Origin of the sequence: Melaminivora jejuensis, from assembly GCF_017811175.1 — a bacterium.
In the GTDB taxonomy this organism is placed as follows: domain Bacteria; phylum Pseudomonadota; class Gammaproteobacteria; order Burkholderiales; family Burkholderiaceae_C; genus Melaminivora; species Melaminivora jejuensis.
In genome coordinates, this window is the sequence record NZ_JACWIJ010000002.1 from 1816522 (window position 1) to 1831856 (window position 15335).

General features: G+C 69.3%; 12 protein-coding genes. 7 read left to right on the forward strand and 5 right to left on the reverse strand.

Annotation, left to right across the window (positions count from 1 at the left end; genetic code table 11):
* Positions 1 to 43 precede the first annotated feature (43 nt).
* A complete protein-coding gene (locus tag IDM45_RS08660; protein ID WP_209422476.1) occupies positions 44 to 841 on the reverse strand; it encodes an SDR family oxidoreductase in 798 nt (265 codons plus the stop codon).
* A 221-nt stretch (positions 842 to 1062) separates the two neighbouring features.
* Between IDM45_RS08660 and IDM45_RS08665 the strand changes: the two genes are divergently transcribed.
* A complete protein-coding gene (locus IDM45_RS08665; RefSeq protein WP_209422477.1) occupies positions 1063 to 1944 on the forward strand; it encodes a 3',5'-nucleoside bisphosphate phosphatase in 882 nt (293 codons plus the stop codon).
* Between the two features lie 98 nt (positions 1945 to 2042).
* Positions 2043 to 2678, forward strand: coding sequence for an L-threonylcarbamoyladenylate synthase (locus tag IDM45_RS08670; protein WP_209422478.1), 636 nt, complete (start codon positions 2043 to 2045; stop codon positions 2676 to 2678).
* A gap of 123 nt (positions 2679 to 2801) precedes the next feature.
* Here IDM45_RS08670 and IDM45_RS08675 read toward each other — a convergent pair whose 3' ends face one another.
* The 4 genes from IDM45_RS08675 to IDM45_RS08690 are packed head-to-tail and all read right to left on the reverse strand — an operon-like array spanning position 2802 to position 8028.
* Entirely contained in the window at positions 2802 to 4907 is a 2106-nt protein-coding gene (locus tag IDM45_RS08675) for a VWA domain-containing protein (RefSeq protein WP_209422479.1), read from the reverse strand.
* Positions 4908 to 4925: 18 nt separating this feature from the next.
* Positions 4926 to 5723, reverse strand: coding sequence for a CbbQ/NirQ/NorQ/GpvN family protein (locus IDM45_RS08680; protein ID WP_209422480.1), 798 nt, complete (start codon positions 5721 to 5723; stop codon positions 4926 to 4928).
* 6 nt (positions 5724 to 5729) lie between these two features.
* Positions 5730 to 7103, reverse strand: a complete 1374-nt coding sequence (locus tag IDM45_RS08685; protein WP_209422481.1) for a cbb3-type cytochrome c oxidase subunit I — start codon at positions 7101 to 7103, stop codon at positions 5730 to 5732.
* Positions 7104 to 7155: 52 nt separating this feature from the next.
* Positions 7156 to 8028: a c-type cytochrome gene (locus IDM45_RS08690; RefSeq protein WP_209422482.1), complete on the reverse strand. Its 873-nt coding sequence runs from the start codon at positions 8026 to 8028 to the stop codon at positions 7156 to 7158.
* A 296-nt stretch (positions 8029 to 8324) separates the two neighbouring features.
* Between IDM45_RS08690 and IDM45_RS08695 the strand changes: the two genes are divergently transcribed.
* The 5 genes from IDM45_RS08695 to IDM45_RS08715 all read left to right on the forward strand — a co-directional run bounded on the left by IDM45_RS08695 (position 8325) and on the right by IDM45_RS08715 (position 15270).
* Positions 8325 to 9011 carry a site-2 protease family protein gene (locus tag IDM45_RS08695; protein ID WP_233457487.1) on the forward strand — a complete coding sequence of 229 codons (687 nt, stop codon included), beginning with the start codon at positions 8325 to 8327 and terminating at the stop codon, positions 9009 to 9011.
* Positions 9012 to 9048: 37 nt separating this feature from the next.
* Positions 9049 to 10362 (forward strand): tryptophan--tRNA ligase, encoded by a 1314-nt coding sequence (locus IDM45_RS08700; RefSeq protein WP_209422484.1) that lies wholly within the window; start codon positions 9049 to 9051, stop codon positions 10360 to 10362.
* Between the two features lie 134 nt (positions 10363 to 10496).
* Complete coding sequence (locus IDM45_RS08705; RefSeq protein WP_209422485.1) at positions 10497 to 11207, forward strand: response regulator transcription factor; 711 nt, start codon at positions 10497 to 10499, stop codon at positions 11205 to 11207.
* The gene (locus IDM45_RS08710) at positions 11204 to 12913 is read left to right on the forward strand and encodes a FecR domain-containing protein (RefSeq protein WP_232654118.1); all 1710 of its coding nucleotides are present in this window, start codon (positions 11204 to 11206) and stop codon (positions 12911 to 12913) included. The genes IDM45_RS08705 and IDM45_RS08710 overlap by 4 nt, the downstream gene beginning before the upstream one ends.
* Positions 12910 to 15270 carry a CHASE2 domain-containing protein gene (locus IDM45_RS08715; RefSeq protein ID WP_232654116.1) on the forward strand — a complete coding sequence of 787 codons (2361 nt, stop codon included), beginning with the start codon at positions 12910 to 12912 and terminating at the stop codon, positions 15268 to 15270. The genes IDM45_RS08710 and IDM45_RS08715 overlap by 4 nt, the downstream gene beginning before the upstream one ends.
* Positions 15271 to 15335 lie beyond the last annotated feature (65 nt).

A 15335-nucleotide genomic window follows, 5' to 3' on the forward strand; every position in this document is an offset into this window, starting at 1 on the left:
CGGCGTGGAGCTGGAAAAACGGGCGTGGCTGCGTCGGGCGGCGTCAGAAGGTGCCGGGGTAGGCGCCGCCGTCGGCCAGCAGGTTCTGCCCGGTGATGTAGCCAGCCTGCACGCTGCACAGGAAGGCGCAGATGGCGCCGAACTCGCGCGGCGTGCCAAAGCGCCCGGCGGGAATGCGGGCCTGCTGCGCCTGGCGCTCTGCCTGCAGGCTCCTGCCAGTGTGCGCCGCCCCGGCCTGCAGCGTGGCCGCCAGCCGATCGGTGTCGAAGCGCCCCGGCAGCAGGTTGTTGATGGTCACGCCGCGCGCTGCGATGGCACTGCGCGCCACGCCGGCCACAAAGCCCGTCAGGCCGCTGCGTGCGCCGTTGGACAGGCCCAGGATGTCGATAGGGGCCTTCACTGCGCCGGAGGTGATGTTGACGATGCGCCCGAAGCCACGCTCGGCCATGCCGTCCACCGTGGCGCGGATCAGCTCGATGGGCGTGAGCATGTTGGCGTTCACTGCGTCGAGCCAGGCCTGGCGATCCCAGTCGCGGAAGTTGCCCGGCGGCGGGCCGCCGGCGTTGGTGACCACGATGTCCAGCGCACTGCCCGGCCCGCCCGGGGCCGCCAGCACAGCCGCGCGCCCTTCGGGTGTGGTGATGTCGGCTGCCACGGCGACGACTTGCACGGCGCTGGCGCTGGCGCGCACGGCCTGGGCCGCCTGCTGCAGCGCCGCCTCGCCCCGGGCATTGATGACCAAATTGACGCCCTCGGCCGCCAGCGCCTGCGCGCAGCCCAGCCCCAAGCCCTTGCTGGCGCCGCACACCAGCGCCCATTTGCCCGCAATGCCTAAATCCATGGTGCCTCGCTTTTTCTACCTGAAGTGATGATTCTGACAATTTGCTGCAAGCATGGTAGCCATGCGCATCCATGCAGGAGCATCAATGCGTCCAAGACAGGGTTTTTGCCGAGCAGGGCCAGAGCCTGCCATCGAGCGGTGCCACGCCAGGCGCACCGCAGCCGGCGATTTCCAAGAAATGCTGACAGCGCCAGCGCCCGGGCACTTCCTAAAATGCCCGGGTGACCATACTGCTCAACGCCGACCTGCACTGCCATTCCGTCGTCTCTGACGGCACCCTCACGCCCGAAGCGCTGGCCGCGCGGGCGCACGCCAACGGCGTGCAGCTGTGGGCGCTGACCGACCACGACGAAATCGGCGGCCAGCAGCGCGCCATCGCTGCCGCCCACGCCCGGGGCCTGGACTATCTGACCGGGGTGGAAATCTCCGTCACCTTTGCCGACACCACGGTGCACATCGTCGGCCTGGGCTTCGACGCCGCTGACCAGCAACTCGCCGCCGGCCTGCTGGCCACGCGCGGCGGGCGCGGCGAGCGGGCGCAGGAGATCGCCCGCCAGCTGGCCCAGGCCGGCATCCGCGGCACCTACGAGGGGGCACTCAAATACGTCGGCAATCCCGAGCTGATCTCGCGCACGCACTTCGCCCGCCATCTGGTGGACGCTGGCGTGTGCCGCGACACCAGCGAGGTCTTCCGGCGCTTTCTGACCGAGGGCCATCCCGGCTACGTGCCGCACCGCTGGGCGCGCCTGGGCGATGCCGTGCGCTGGATCCGCGAGGCTGGCGGCATGGCCGTGATCGCCCACCCGGGCCGCTATCGCCTGACGCCGACCGAGGAATACGCACTGTTTTCCGAATTCAAGCAGCATGGCGGCGGCGGCGTCGAAGTGGTCACTGGCAGCCACATGCCGTCCGAGTACCCGATCTACGCCGCCATGGCGCAGGAGTTCGGCCTGGCCGCCTCGCGCGGCAGCGACTTCCACAGCCCCGATGAATCGCACACCGACCTGGGCCGCCTACCCGGCCTGCCGGGCCAGTTGACTGCCGTGTGGGAGCGGCTGGAGCACCGCATTCTGCGCGCGCCACCAGCGCGCACAGCCCACTGACTCCAGCCCTGCGCCTATCGACAACCACCAGGAATCACCGACAACCCGCGCTGCAGGCACAAGGCACGCCAGCGCATGAAAAGAGAGAGCAATCCGCCATGGCCCAACTCTTCGAGGTCTATCCCGACAACCCCCAGCCGCGCATCCTGAAGCAGGCGCAGCAGCTCCTGGCCGACGGCGGCATCCTGGCCGTACCCACCGATTCCAGCTACGCCCTGGTGTGCCGGCTGGACGACAAGGCCACCGTCGATCGGATGCGCCGCGTGCGCCAGATCGACGACAAGCGGCTGCTGACCCTGCTGTGCCGCGACCTGTCGGAACTGGCCAGCTACGCCCATGTGGACAACCGGCAGTTCCGCCTGCTCAAGCTGGGCACGCCCGGCCCCTACACCTTCATCCTGGAGGCGACCAAGGAAGTGCCGCGCCGCGTCAGCCACCCGCAGCGCAAGACCATCGGCCTGCGCGTGCCCGATCGCAAGGGCCTGCAGCTGCTGCTGGAGCTGCACGGCGCACCGCTGCTGGCCACCACGCTGATCCTGCCCGGCGAGAGCGAGCCGCTGAACGACCCCGAGGACATCCAGGAGCACCTGGGCAAGCTCATCGACGGCATCGTGGACGCCGGCGGCTGCCCGCTGGAGCAGACCACGGTGCTCGACCTGACGCCCATGAACAGCGGCGGCGAGCCGCTGGTGGTGCGCGAAGGGCGCGGCAGCCTGGCCAAACTGGGTTTGTGAAACCAGGCCATGACATCAGGCCGTGGGTTGGCAGCACGCGGCCCTTGAACTTCTTTTTTGATAGCTGTCAGCGCTTGCCAGACAAGGGTTTGAGGCTGATTTCATTCATATTTTTTGCCCATTTCACTGCGCCACCAGGCGCTGCAGCCACTCCAGCAGCACCTGCGGCAGGCGCTGGGGGTGCTGCAGCAGTGCGTAGTGGTGCGCGCCGAAGACAGCCGGCAGATAGCTGGCCGCCTGGCGGTCGATGGTCAGGCAAAACGGCGAGATGCCCTGCAGCCGCGCTTCGGTGACCGCCTGGCGCATGTCCTCCAGGCCGTAGCGGCCTTCGTACTGGTCGATGTCGTTGGGCTTGCCGTCCGACAGCAGCAGCAGCAGGCGGTGCGCCGCCGGCTGGCGCATCAGCGTGGCCGTGGCGTGGCGCAAGGCCGCGCCGGCGCGGGTGTAGTGCTCGGGCTCCAGGCCGGCAATGCGCAGGGCCACGTCCTGCCCGTAGTCCTCGTGAAAATGCTTGACGCCGCGCACCACCACCCCATGCGGCCCCTCGCCGGAGAACGCCTGCACGGCAAACGGCGCGCCCATGCCGTCCAGCGCCAGGCTGACCAGCAGCAGCGCCTCGCGCGCCACGTCGATCACGCGCCGCCCCTCGCCCACCCAGGCATCGGTGGAGCCGCTGACATCGATCAGCATCAGTAGCGCCAGATCGCGCTGCAGCCGCCGATCACTGCGGTACAGGCGCTGGGGCAGCGGCAGGCCGGCGGCGAAGTCGGCGCGCGCCTCGATGCAGGCCTCCAGGTCGATATCGTCGCCGTCGAGCTGGCGGCGCACCGGCACGCGGCGGCTCTTGAGCAGCTCGAAACGCCGGCGCACCTCGTGCAACATGCTGCGGTGCGCATCCAGCGTGGCCTCCAGCCACTCGGGCGGGCCGGGCGGCGCAGCGCGCAGCCACACCGTGGCGCCGTGCGGGCGATAGCTGGAGCTGCGCCAGTCCCACTCCGGGTAAGGCAAGGCGGCGTCGGTATCCGGGCCGCCTGCTTGCTCGGCGCCAGCCACCTGCCGGGCCAGATGCTCGGGCGGGTCGTCGGACAGCAGCACTTCCCTGGGCCGTCCCGGCGTGGCCACCAGGCGCGCTTCGGGCAGTTCGGACAGGGCGTCGGCGAACTCGTCGGCCGCCGTGTCGCTGTCGCGGTCGGTGGGGCGCTGCAGGCCCATGGGGTCGGCGGCCTGCTCGTGCGGCTGGGCGGTCTGCACCATCCAGGCGCCGGGCTGGCCCTGCTCGTCGTCCTCGTCTTCCTGCGCCTGGCGCACCTGCGGGCGGCGCGCCAGGCGGGCGCTGCGGGCGGGGCTGGTGTCCGCGTCATCGTTGTCGTCGCCAGCGCTGCGGTGCAGGCTGGCGGTCGCTGCCGGGGCGCGCAACTCGCCCAGCCAGGCGTCGGCCAGCAGCCAGCGCTGCTGGCGTGCTGGTGCAGCTGGCGACCGCAGGTGGGCAGCAAGCTCCAGCGCCCGCTGGCGCACCTGCCCGGCGCTGGCCGGCAGGTGGAGCAATGGCTCATCGCCGGTGGTGCCAAGGGCTGCACCCAGGGCCGGGCCAGCATGGGACAGCAGCAGCGCCCTGCCCGCCGGCGCCTGAAGCACGGCCTGCAGCAAGGCCTCCAGCGGGCGCAGATGGGCCGGCAGGCTGGCCAGCCGGGGCCGCGCGGCCAGGGCCGCAGCGCGCAGGCGCTGCAGCGGCGCGGCGACGCCCGGCAGGTGCTGCAGCAGCGCATGATCGGCGGCGTGCGCCTCCAGCAGGGTCAGCAGGGCGTGGGCCAGCGGATCGCGCACCGCAACGGCCAGCTGCGGCGTGCCGCGCTGCGCACGCATGGCTTGTGTCAGTGCCAGGGCGCGGTAGTTTTCTGCGGCGTCTTCCATGCCTTGCCCGGCTGGCAGCGCTGGCGGCAGCCAGATGCTGGCGCCGTCGGTGGCCGGCAGCGGCACCCTGGGTGCAGGCGGCTCGCCGCGCTGCAGCCAGCGCGACAGGAAGGTGGGCGGCGCCGGCTGCTGCGCCGGACGCAACAGCAGACCCGGGCCAAGAGCCGCGCAGATCAGCAGATCCAGGCGCTGGGCGACATCCGCCAGCTGCAGCACCGGCGGGCCGGGCGGCGGCGGACGGTGGCGGCGCCACAGGCGCTGCGCATAGATGGTGGCGTGGCGCGCGGCGTCGGTGATGACGTCTTCGGCTTCGGCCATGGCGCTGCTGTCAGCCGTTCAGACGAAGGTAGCGTCCACCAGATCGCGCATGGCGGCCACCAGCGCAGCGTCGTCCGACAGCGGCGCAACGATGGCGTGGATGCAGGCGCGGCGCAGCTCGACGCCGCGCACCGCCAGCTGCGCGGCAGCGACCAGCAGCCGCGTGCTGGGCACCTCGGCCAGGCCCCGGTCGTGCAGGGCGCGCAGGCGGGTGGCCAGCTGCACCAGGGCGCGGGCATCAGGCTCGGCAATGGCGCTTTCCTGGACGACGATGCGCACCTCGGCCTCGGGCGCCGGGAAGTCGAAGTCCAGCGCCACGAAGCGCTGGCGCGTGCTGGGCTTGAGGTCTTTCAGCATCCGCTGGTAGCCCGGGTTGTAGGACACCACCAGGCCAAAACCCGGCGCCGCACGCACCAGCTCGCCGGTCTTGTCGATGGGCAGTTCGCGCCGGTGGTCGGTCAGCGGGTGCAGCACGACCACCGTGTCCTGGCGCGCCTCGACCACTTCGTCCAGGTAGCACAGCGCGCCGCCCCGCACCGCGCGCGTGAGCGGGCCGTCCTGCCACTCGGTGCCGTCGCTCTTGATCAGAAAGCGCCCGATCAGATCGCTGGCACTCAGGTCGTCATGGCAGGACACGGTGATCAGGGGCCGGGCCAGGCGCCAGGCCATGTGCTCGACGAAGCGCGTCTTGCCGCAGCCCGTCGGCCCCTTGAGCATCACCGCCAGGCCCTGGGCGTGGCACTGCTCGAAGACCTCGACCTCGTCGCCCGTGGGCAGGTAGAACGGCGCGGTGGCAGCCAAGGCGCTGGCGTCCATGCCGCCTCAGACCGTGGCCGCGCGTGCCGGCGCTGCGGGCGGCACGACCGGGTCACCCTCACGCACTTCCAGACGCAGCGGGTAGCGGAAGAAGTCGATGATGAACAGCGCCACGCCTACGGCGAAGATGGACGCCGTAATGATCAGCATCACGAAATGCACCTGGATCTTGAGCTGCGCATCCAGGTAGCCCATGCCCATGATGCGCTCCAGATAGACCTGCCCGATGCCGGCGGTGGCAAACGACAAGGTCATGCCGAACATGCCGGCCAGCTGCATCCAGAACGCCGTGTAGCCCATCGAGGTGCCTTCTTCGGGGCGGCGGGTGAAGTGCGGCAGGGCGTAGCTGATCATGGCCATGACGATCATGGCGTAGGCACCATAGAAAGCTGCGTGGCCGTGCATGGCGGTGATCAAGGTGCCGTGCGTCCATTTGTTGACGCTGGGGAAGGTGTGCGCCAGGCCCAAGAGGCCCGCGCCGAACATGGTGTACACGGCGCTGCCCACCGTCCAGTGCAGGGCCAGCTTGTTCGGGTGCGCCAGGCCTGAGCGGCGCATGGCGTAGTAGGCGTACATGGCCATGCCGACCAAGGCCGCCGGCTCCAGTGCGCTGAAGAAGCCGCCGATGGGCAGCCAGTAGGCCGGCACGCCCACCCAGTAATAGTGGTGCGCCGTGCCCAGGATGCCGGCGATGAAGACCAGGCCGACGATGACGTAGAGCCACTTTTCCATGACCTCACGGTCGGCGCCGGACAGGCGGATCAGGAGATAGGCCAGAAAGCCGCCCTGGATCATCTCCCACACGCCTTCCACCCACAGGTGGATGGTCCACCAGCGGTAGAAGATGGAGACGGTGTAGTTGTGATACTCCAGCAGCGCCGGCACATACAGCACCGCCGCCAGGCCCAGGCCGCCCAGCAGCACTCCTTCGGGCGTGGTGAAGCGGCCCGACTTCCTGATCGTCATGCCGATGTTGTAGAGAAAGATCAGCATGGCCACGACGATGGCCAGCTTGGATGGCAGGGGCTGCTCCAGCAGCTTGTTGCCGGTGCCGTAGCGAAACAGGTAGCCCACCACCGTGGCCACGCCCATGACCACCCACAGCACCAGCTGGATGTAGGCGAGTTTCACGCTGTGCAGCTCGGTGCGCGACTCGTCGGGCACCATCCAGTAGGTGGCTCCCATGAAACCGCAGATGACCCACACGATCAGCACATTGGTGTGGATCATCTTGGTCACGTCAAAGGGCAGGATGTACAGCAGCGGGTCTGGCCCCAGGTACTTGGTGGCCGAGAGCAGACCGAAGACGATCTGCAGCCCGAACAAGGCCACAGCAACGGCAAAGTACCAGTAGGCGACGGCTTGGGACTTGTATCTCATGGCGAACTCCGGCGAAGGCCTGGGCGGCGGTCGTGTTGTGCTGTGCAACGGCTTATTTCAGGGACATCAGATAGGCCACGAGCTGGTCGATCTGCTCGGGCGTCAAGTCCTTGCCGTAGGTGGTGGGCATGAACGAGGTGCCGTCGGCCGAGTACATGGGCCCGGGCACCAGGTGCGCGCTGGGCTCCATGATGGATTCGTGCAGGTAGGCGGACACATCCTTGGCCTGGCCCTTGTAGTCGCTCGACGCCAGCAGCGCCTCGGTGCGGCCCACGACGCCGGCCAGCGACGGCCCGGCCATGTCCACGCCCGGCGCCGTGGAGTGGCAGGCCGTGCAGGCCGGCGTGGCCGTGCGAAACACCCGCTCGCCCAGGGCGATGGGGTTCTCGTCGCCGGCCAGCGGACGCGCGCCGGGGGGCGCAGCTATGCTGCCGCGCTCGACCTTGGCGTCGCTGGTCTGCTGATCGACGCTGCGGTCGGCGCCGGGCAGGGCCGAGCCGGTGACCAGGATGGGGCGCGGCGGCCAGCCCTGGTTGTCCACGTTGCTGACCCACTCGAAGAAGGCGATCAGGCCGGCGATGTCCTCGTCGCTCAAGTCCTGCTTGGGCATCAGGCGGCGGTGGCGCTGCTCGTCGTAGAACTTGGACGGGTCTTTCATGTAGGCCTTGAGATAGGCCTCGCCGCGCAGCTTGGTGATCTTGGTGAGATCAGGAGCGTAGTAGGCGCCTTCGCCAAACAGCGTGTGGCAGTTGATGCAGTTGTTCCTGTGCCAGACATCCTTGCCCAGCGTCACCGCCGGGGTGATGGACTCGGCATTGGTGAGCTGGTCGAACTTGCGATGGCTGTCCAAGGTGAGAATGAGAAAGGCCGCCGCCGAGATGGCCGTGGCGACGATGGCGAAAAGACGTGTCTGGCGCTTGTTCATGGCAGCTCCCGGATAGCTTGCAGCGGCATGGAGTGGCGGGCGTCAGACGCCTATGCCGGCCCAGTAGGTGATGGCCATGGTGCCGGCATAGACCATGGCCACGGCCATCAGCAGCACGATGGCGAGCGCGAATATCTTCAGAGGGGCGTACCAGACATGCATGGGGGGTGCTCCAGTTGTTCTTGGACGGCCCGCCGCCTTGCACGCCGGGCCTTGCCGGGCATTGTTGAGGCTTGACCAGGGTCACTGATGTCGGACAAGCGCCCACGACCTGTGGGACATGGCCGACAGTCCTCATGCGCGACAATCGCCCCGTGCCCTCCTCCGACATCATCCAGACCGTCCTGATCTACGCCCTGCCCGTGCTGTTTTCCATCACGGCGCACGAGGCCGCGCACGGCTACGCCGCGCGCCACTTCGGCGACAACACCGCCTACATGCTGGGGCGCATCACGCTCAACCCGGTCAAGCACATCGACCCCATCGGCACCATATTGATGCCGCTGCTGCTGTACTTTTCCACCTCCGGCGCCTTCGTGTTCGGCTACGCCAAGCCGGTGCCGGTCGATTTCGGCAAGCTCAGGCACCCTAAGCGCGACATGGTCTGGGTGGCGCTGGCCGGGCCGGCGTCCAACTTCGTGCAAGCCATCGCCTGGGCGCTCTTGCTGTTCGCGCTGCTGGCGCTGGATGTGGCCGAGCCGTTCTTTTTGCAAATGGCGCGCGCCGGCATCCTGGTCAACCTGGTCATGTGGGCCTTCAACCTGTTTCCGCTGCCACCGCTCGACGGCGGGCGCGTGCTGGCCGGCCTGCTGCCGATGCGCCAGGCGCTGTGGCTGTCGCGCATCGAGCCCTATGGCTTTTTCATCGTGCTGGCGCTGGTGCTGGCCGGCGTGGTGGGCGCGCTGTGGCTGCGCCCGCTGATGTCGCTGGGCTACGGCGCCATCAACCTGCTGCTCAGCCCCTTTGCCGGGCTGCTGCGCTGAACCTGCTTTTTCTGCCTCGTCCTCCGTGTCTCCATCCATGCAAAAACCCACGCGCTTTCTCACCGGCATCACCCCCTCGGGCACGCCGCACCTGGGCAACTACGCGGGCATGATGCGCCCGGCCATTGCCGCCACGCGCACGCCTGGCGTGGAAAATTTCTACTTCCTGGCCGACTACCACGCCCTGATCAAATGCCAGGAACCCGAGCGCGTGCATCGCTCGACGCTGGAGATCGCCGCCAGCTGGCTGGCCTGCGGGCTCAACCCCGAGCACGTGACCTTCTACCGCCAGTCCGACATCCCGGAAATCCCCGAGCTGCACTGGCTGCTGACCTGCGTGACCGGCAAGGGCCTGCTCAACCGCGCCCACGCCTACAAGGCCGCGCAGGACAAGAACCACGAGGCCGGGCGCGATGGCGACGAGGGCGTGTCCGCCGGCCTGTTCATGTACCCGGTGCTGATGGCCGCCGACATCCTGATGTTCAACGCGCACAAGGTGCCCGTGGGGCGCGACCAGGTGCAGCACATCGAGATGGCGCGCGACATGGCGGCCAGCTTCAACCATCTGTATGGCGAGCACTTCACGCTGCCCGAGGCAGCCATCGAGGACAACGTCGCCACCCTGGCCGGCCTGGACGGGCGCAAGATGAGCAAGAGCTACGACAACACCATCGCGCTGTTTGCCCCGCGCGAGCAGCTCAGAAAGCTCATCGGCGCCATCGTGACCGACTCGCGCGCGCCGGGCGAGCCCAAGCAGGTGGAAGGCTCGGCGCTGTTCCAGATCCACCAGGCCTTTGCCACGCCCGAGGAGTCCGAGGCCATGCGCCGCGCCTACGCCGATGGCATTGCCTGGGGCGAGGCCAAGCAGCAGCTGTTCGAGTGCATCGACCGGGAGATCGCCCCGCTGCGCGCCCGCTACGACGACCTGATGGCGCACCCGGAAAAAGTCGAGGCCGCGCTGCAGCAGGGCGGCGAGCGCGCCCGCGCCCAGGCAGCGCCGCTGTTGCAGCGCCTGCGCGCCGCCGTGGGCCTGCGCCCCTTGAGCGCCGCCATCGGCACGCCGCGCCAGCCGGACAGGGCTGCCGCCCCCGCTGCGCTGCCCAGCTTCAAGCAGTACCGCGAGGCGGATGGGCAGTTCTACTTCAAGCTGGTGGCCGCCGATGGCCAGGTGCTGCTGCAAAGCACGGGCTTTGCCGCGCCGCGCGACGCCGGCCAGGCCATTGCCCGGCTGCAGCGCGCGCCGGCAGCAGCCCTGGCCGAGCTGGCGCCGCAACTGGCCCCGCTGAACCCGGCCCAGGCCAGCGCCGCCGCTGCCGCATTGCAGGCCCTGGCCGCCGCCCGCGAAGCCTGACAGGCCTGTACAAACCAGTGATTCAGAACAAAAATGATAGCTGCTACCGCTTTCCCAGCAAGGGTTTTAGCCAGAAAACGCCATAATTTCAAAACTGACCACGAAACGCTCCGGCAAGGAAAGACCACGCAGCCATGCGCATCGCAGCAGTGGACGATGACCCGCTCCAGCTTGAACTCTTCACCCAGTCCCTGACGGCCCTGGGCCATGTCTGCCAGACTTTCGAGACCGGCGCTGCACTGCTCAAGGCCTTGCGCCGCGACACCTTCGACCTGCTGATCGTGGACTGGGAGCTGCCCGACACCAGCGGCCCGGACATCATCCGCTGGGTGCGCGAGCACATCGGCCCCGAGCTGCCCATCCTGTTCGTCACGCACCGCCAGCAGGAGCGCGACATCGTGGAAGGTCTGGCCTGCGGCGCCGACGACTTCATGGGCAAGCCGGTGCGCGTGGCCGAACTCAATGCCCGGGTCAGCGCCCTGCTGCGCCGCGCCTATCCGCAGGCGGCCAGCGGCGAGCTGGAGTTCGGGCGCTACCGCTTTCTGCCGGCCACGCGCGAGTTGCTCATGGACGGCCAGAGCGTGGCGCTCAAGGCGCGCGAGTACGAACTGGCGCTGTTCCTGTTCCAGAACCTGGGCCGCCTGCTGTCGCGCGACCACCTGCGCGACGTGATCTGGGGCCACAGCGCCGAGGTCATCTCGCGCTCGCTGGACACGCACATCTCGCGCCTGCGCACGCTGCTGGAGCTGCGCCCGGCCAACGGCTACGCCATCACCTCGGTCTATGGCGTGGGCTATCGCTTCGAGGCCGTGCAGCCGCGCCCGCAGCAAGGCCGCACGCCATGACGGCCACGGCACGGACACGACCACGGCCCCAGCGCCCTGCCCCAGGCCAAGCCTGGCAGGTCATCATGCTGGGCCTGGCGCTGCTGCTGCCTGCAGGGCTGCACGCCCAGGGCAGCGGCCTGGCCCACACGGTGCAGCCCGGCGACACCCTGTCCGCCCTGGCCCTGGACTATCTGGGCGACGCCCGCGACTGGCCTGCGCTGCAGCGCAGCAACCAGGTGCGCGACCCGCGCCGCCTGCGCCCCGGGACGGTGCTGCACATCCCGGCGCATCTGCTGCCGGCCAGCACGGCCCGGGTGCTGTTCGCCTCTGGCGATGTGCGCCTGCAAGCCGCTGGCGGCAGTGCCGTGCAGCTGCCGGATGCCGGCCAGCTGGTGGCCGAGGGCACCAGGCTCCAGGCCGGGCCGCAGTCCTTCGTCAGCGTGGAACTGGCCGACGGCACGGTGGTGCGGGTGCAGGCCGACTCGCAGGTGCAGATCGAGCAGTTGCGCCGACGAGGCCGCGCCGGCGATGCGCAATCCGTGCTGGAACTGCAGCGCGGCAGCGTCGAGTCCAGCGTGCCGACCCAGCCGGGCAGCCAGCGCCGCTTCGAGGTACGCACCCCTGGCGCCACCACTGCCGTGCGCGGCACCCGCTTCGTCGTCACCCTGGCGCCCGACGGGCGCACGCTGGCAGCGGTCACCGAGGGCCGCCTGGCAGTGGCCCCGGCAGCGGATGCGCGACCGGCCATTGCCGTGGCCAGTGGACAAGGCCTGGTCGTGTCTGCCGATGGCCAGGCCGCAGCCAGCCAGAACCTGCTGCCAGCCCCCGGCCTGGAAGCACTGCCGGACACGCTCGGCGATGCCGACTTCCTGCGCCTGCCGCTGGAGCCGGTTCCTGGCGCTGTCGCCTACCGGGTGCAGCTGGCCCAGGACGCTGAATTTGCCAGCGTCGTGCGCAGCACCTACTCAAGCTCGCCTCAGGTGCAGCTGGCCGCGTTGCCGGATGGCCGTTACCACCTGGCAGCGCGCGCCATCGATGCCCAGGGCCTGCCGGGCCTGCCAGCCCAGCGCGCCATCATCATCAAGGCCCATCCGATAGCGCCGCTGCTGCAAGTCTCCAGCACTGCCCTGGCCCTGCCTGGAGCCGAGCTGTCGTGTACGCCGGTGGAGGGCGCCGTGGCCTACCGCATCCAGGTAGCAGCAGCAGACTTCACGGCCCCCGTGCTGGACATTGCGGGCAACGAGCACTGCCGACTGGCGCTGGCGGCGCTGGCACCAGGCGCCTATCGCTGGCGCGCAGCCAGCGTACGCCGCCTGCCCGATGGCCAGCTGGATCAAGGCCCCTTCAGCCCAGCCCAGGCCTTCACGCTGGCCAAGCTCCCTGTCGCTCCCGCCGGGGACGCCATCGCAGTGCAGCAGGCCGGCTCCCGGCTGCAGCTGAACTGGCCGGGCCAGCCCGGGGAGCGCTTCGAGCTGCAGCTGTCGCCAGAGCCGGACTTCACCACGCTGGCGCTGGAGCAGGAGCTGTCCGAATCGTCCTGGACTGCTCCTGCAATGGCGCCGGGGCGCTACTACCTGCGCATCCGCACGCGCGATACCGAAACCGGCCTGATCAGCAGTTTCTCGACCCCGCGCCGCATCACGCTGCAACCCGTGGCTGCGGTGCGCAGCAGCACCGACCTGCCGGTGACCAGCGCTGATGGCCAACCCCTGAGCCGGCCTTGAAGCCCGGGCAGCCGGTATCTCCTGACAAGCCGGGGACGCCCGGAGCTGCCCCGTCCTGGCTTGGCCAGCGCGCAAACCTGCTGCGCGAGTGGCTGCTGCTGACCCTGGCCCTGCTGGCCCTGGTGGCCTGGCTGGCGGACAGCGGCGCCCTGCGCCGGCTGGATCATGTGGCGCACGACGCGGCCATGCGTCTGCACATGCTGCCGGCCAGCCAGGACATCGTCATCATCGCCATCGATGACGCCAGCATCGCCGCCATAGGACGCTGGCCCTGGCGGCGCGCCCTGCACGCCCAGGCGATCACGCAGATGGCCGCCCAGGCGCCGCGTGCCATTGCATTGGATGTGCTGTTCGGCGAACCCGACGCCGACTACCCGGGCGACGACCTGCTGCTCGAACGCGCCATCGAACGCGCCGGCAACGTGGTGCTGCCCGTGGCGCAGCGCGGCGGCCATGCCGCCGGCGGCCTGGTGGACGCGCCTTTGCCAGCCCTGCGCCAGGCGGCCGCCCAGCTCGGCCATGTCCAGGTGCATGTGGATGCTGACGGAGCCGTGCGCCACTTCTTCGCCCGCGAGGGGCCGCAAGCAGCCCCTTGGCCCCATGTCAGCGTGGCCATGCTGTGCGCTGCCGGACAGGCCCATGCCGACTGCCGGGGCAGTGCCGCGCCTGCCGCCGGCAGCTGGACGGCACAGGGTTTGCAAGGATTGGTCTTCACTGCAGGACAGCCGGCATTCGTGCAGCACTCCTATGTCGATCTGCTCAAGGGCCGGCTCGATGCACAGGCGCTGCGCGGCAAATACGTCCTGGTGGGAGCCACGGCTGTCGGCCTGGGAGACATGTTTGCCGCCCCGGCAGCCACCCAGGGCGGGCGCATGAGCGGGGTGGAATTGCTGGCACATGCCCTTCATGCCGAGCTGGCCGGCGCCCGCCTGCAGCCCGCCAGCCAGGGTGCCAACCTGCTGTTCAGCCTGGTGCCTGTGGCAACGGCGCTGCTGGGCCTGCGGCTGCTCGGCCCCCTGGCGGGCCTGATGGGCTGCGCCCTCCTGGCGCTGTCCAGCCTGCTGCTGGCCACGCTGGCAGCACCCATGCTGGGCTGGGAGTTGGCCACGGCACCAGCCCTGGTCGGTATCGCCCTGGCCTATCCACTGTGGAGCTGGCGCCGCCTGAGCGCAGCAGCGCACTTTCTGCAACTGGAAATGCAGGCCCTGCAGCGCCAGATGCCCCTGGCCACGCAAGGCGATCTGCCCCCGTCCGGCGATGCCCTGGAGCGACGCATCCTGGCGGTGGAAACGGCCTCCAGCCGCCTGCGCCGCCTGCATCATTTCGTCAGCGAGAGCCTGCAGCATTTGCCCTTGCCAACGCTGATCTGCGATGGCGCCGGCCAGGTGCTGTTGGCGAATTCGAGCGCCGCCCAGCACCTGGGCCAGATCGAGCCCGCCCTGGTCGGACAGACCGCCGACCGGCTGCTGGGCAGTCTGCACGACCCGCAGACGGGAGAGGCATTGCTGGAGCCTCGGACGCTGGCCGACAGCACCATGCCCCTGCGCTGCGAAGGACGCGACACCAGCGGGCGCGACATGCTGCTGCTGTGCCAGCCGCACCATCTGGATGACGCCGCCCTGTGGCTGATCACGCTGGTGGATTTATCGGCCATCCGCCAGGCGCAGCGCCAGCGCGACCAGGCGCTGCACTTCATATCGCACGATATACGCGCGCCGGCGGCCTCCATCCTGACGCTGCTGGAGATGCAGCGCGAGTTTGCCGGTCAGCTCAGCCATGAGCAGTTGCTTGCCCGCATTGAGCGCCACGCCCAGGCCGCCTTGAACATGGCGCAAGGCTTTGTCCAGCTGGCCAGCGCCCAGGCCGACAACTATCAGTGCGCGGCCTTCGACCTGGCAGCCGTGCTGCACGAGGCAGTGGATGAAGCCTGGGAGGCGGCGCAGGAGCGGCAGGTGCAGCTGGCCGTGTCCTGCGTCGATAGCGAAGCGCAGATGGAAGGTGATCGCAGCCTGATCCAGCGCGCCATCGGCAATGTGCTGGGCAACGCCCTCAAGTTCAGTCCCGCCGGCGCCACCGTGCATTGCTCGCTGCGCTCACATCCGACCGGCTGGTGCCTGGACATCCGCGACGAGGGGCCGGGCATCGCGCCCGAGTTGCAGGCCGACATCTTCAAGCCCTTCAAGAGCGATATGGGCCTACAGCAGACGCGCGCCGGGCGCGTCGGCAGTGCCGGGCTGGGGCTGGCTTTCGTCGATACCGTAGTGCGGCGCCACGGCGGCAGCATCCAGTTCGACAGTAAGCCCGGCCAAGGCGCCTGTTTCAGCCTGTTGCTGCCTGCCACGCGCCTCCAAGGCTGAGTGCGCCAGGCCACAGCCGCGCTGCACAGGCGCAAAAAAGCCGGCAGGGCCTGCCGGCTTTTGCG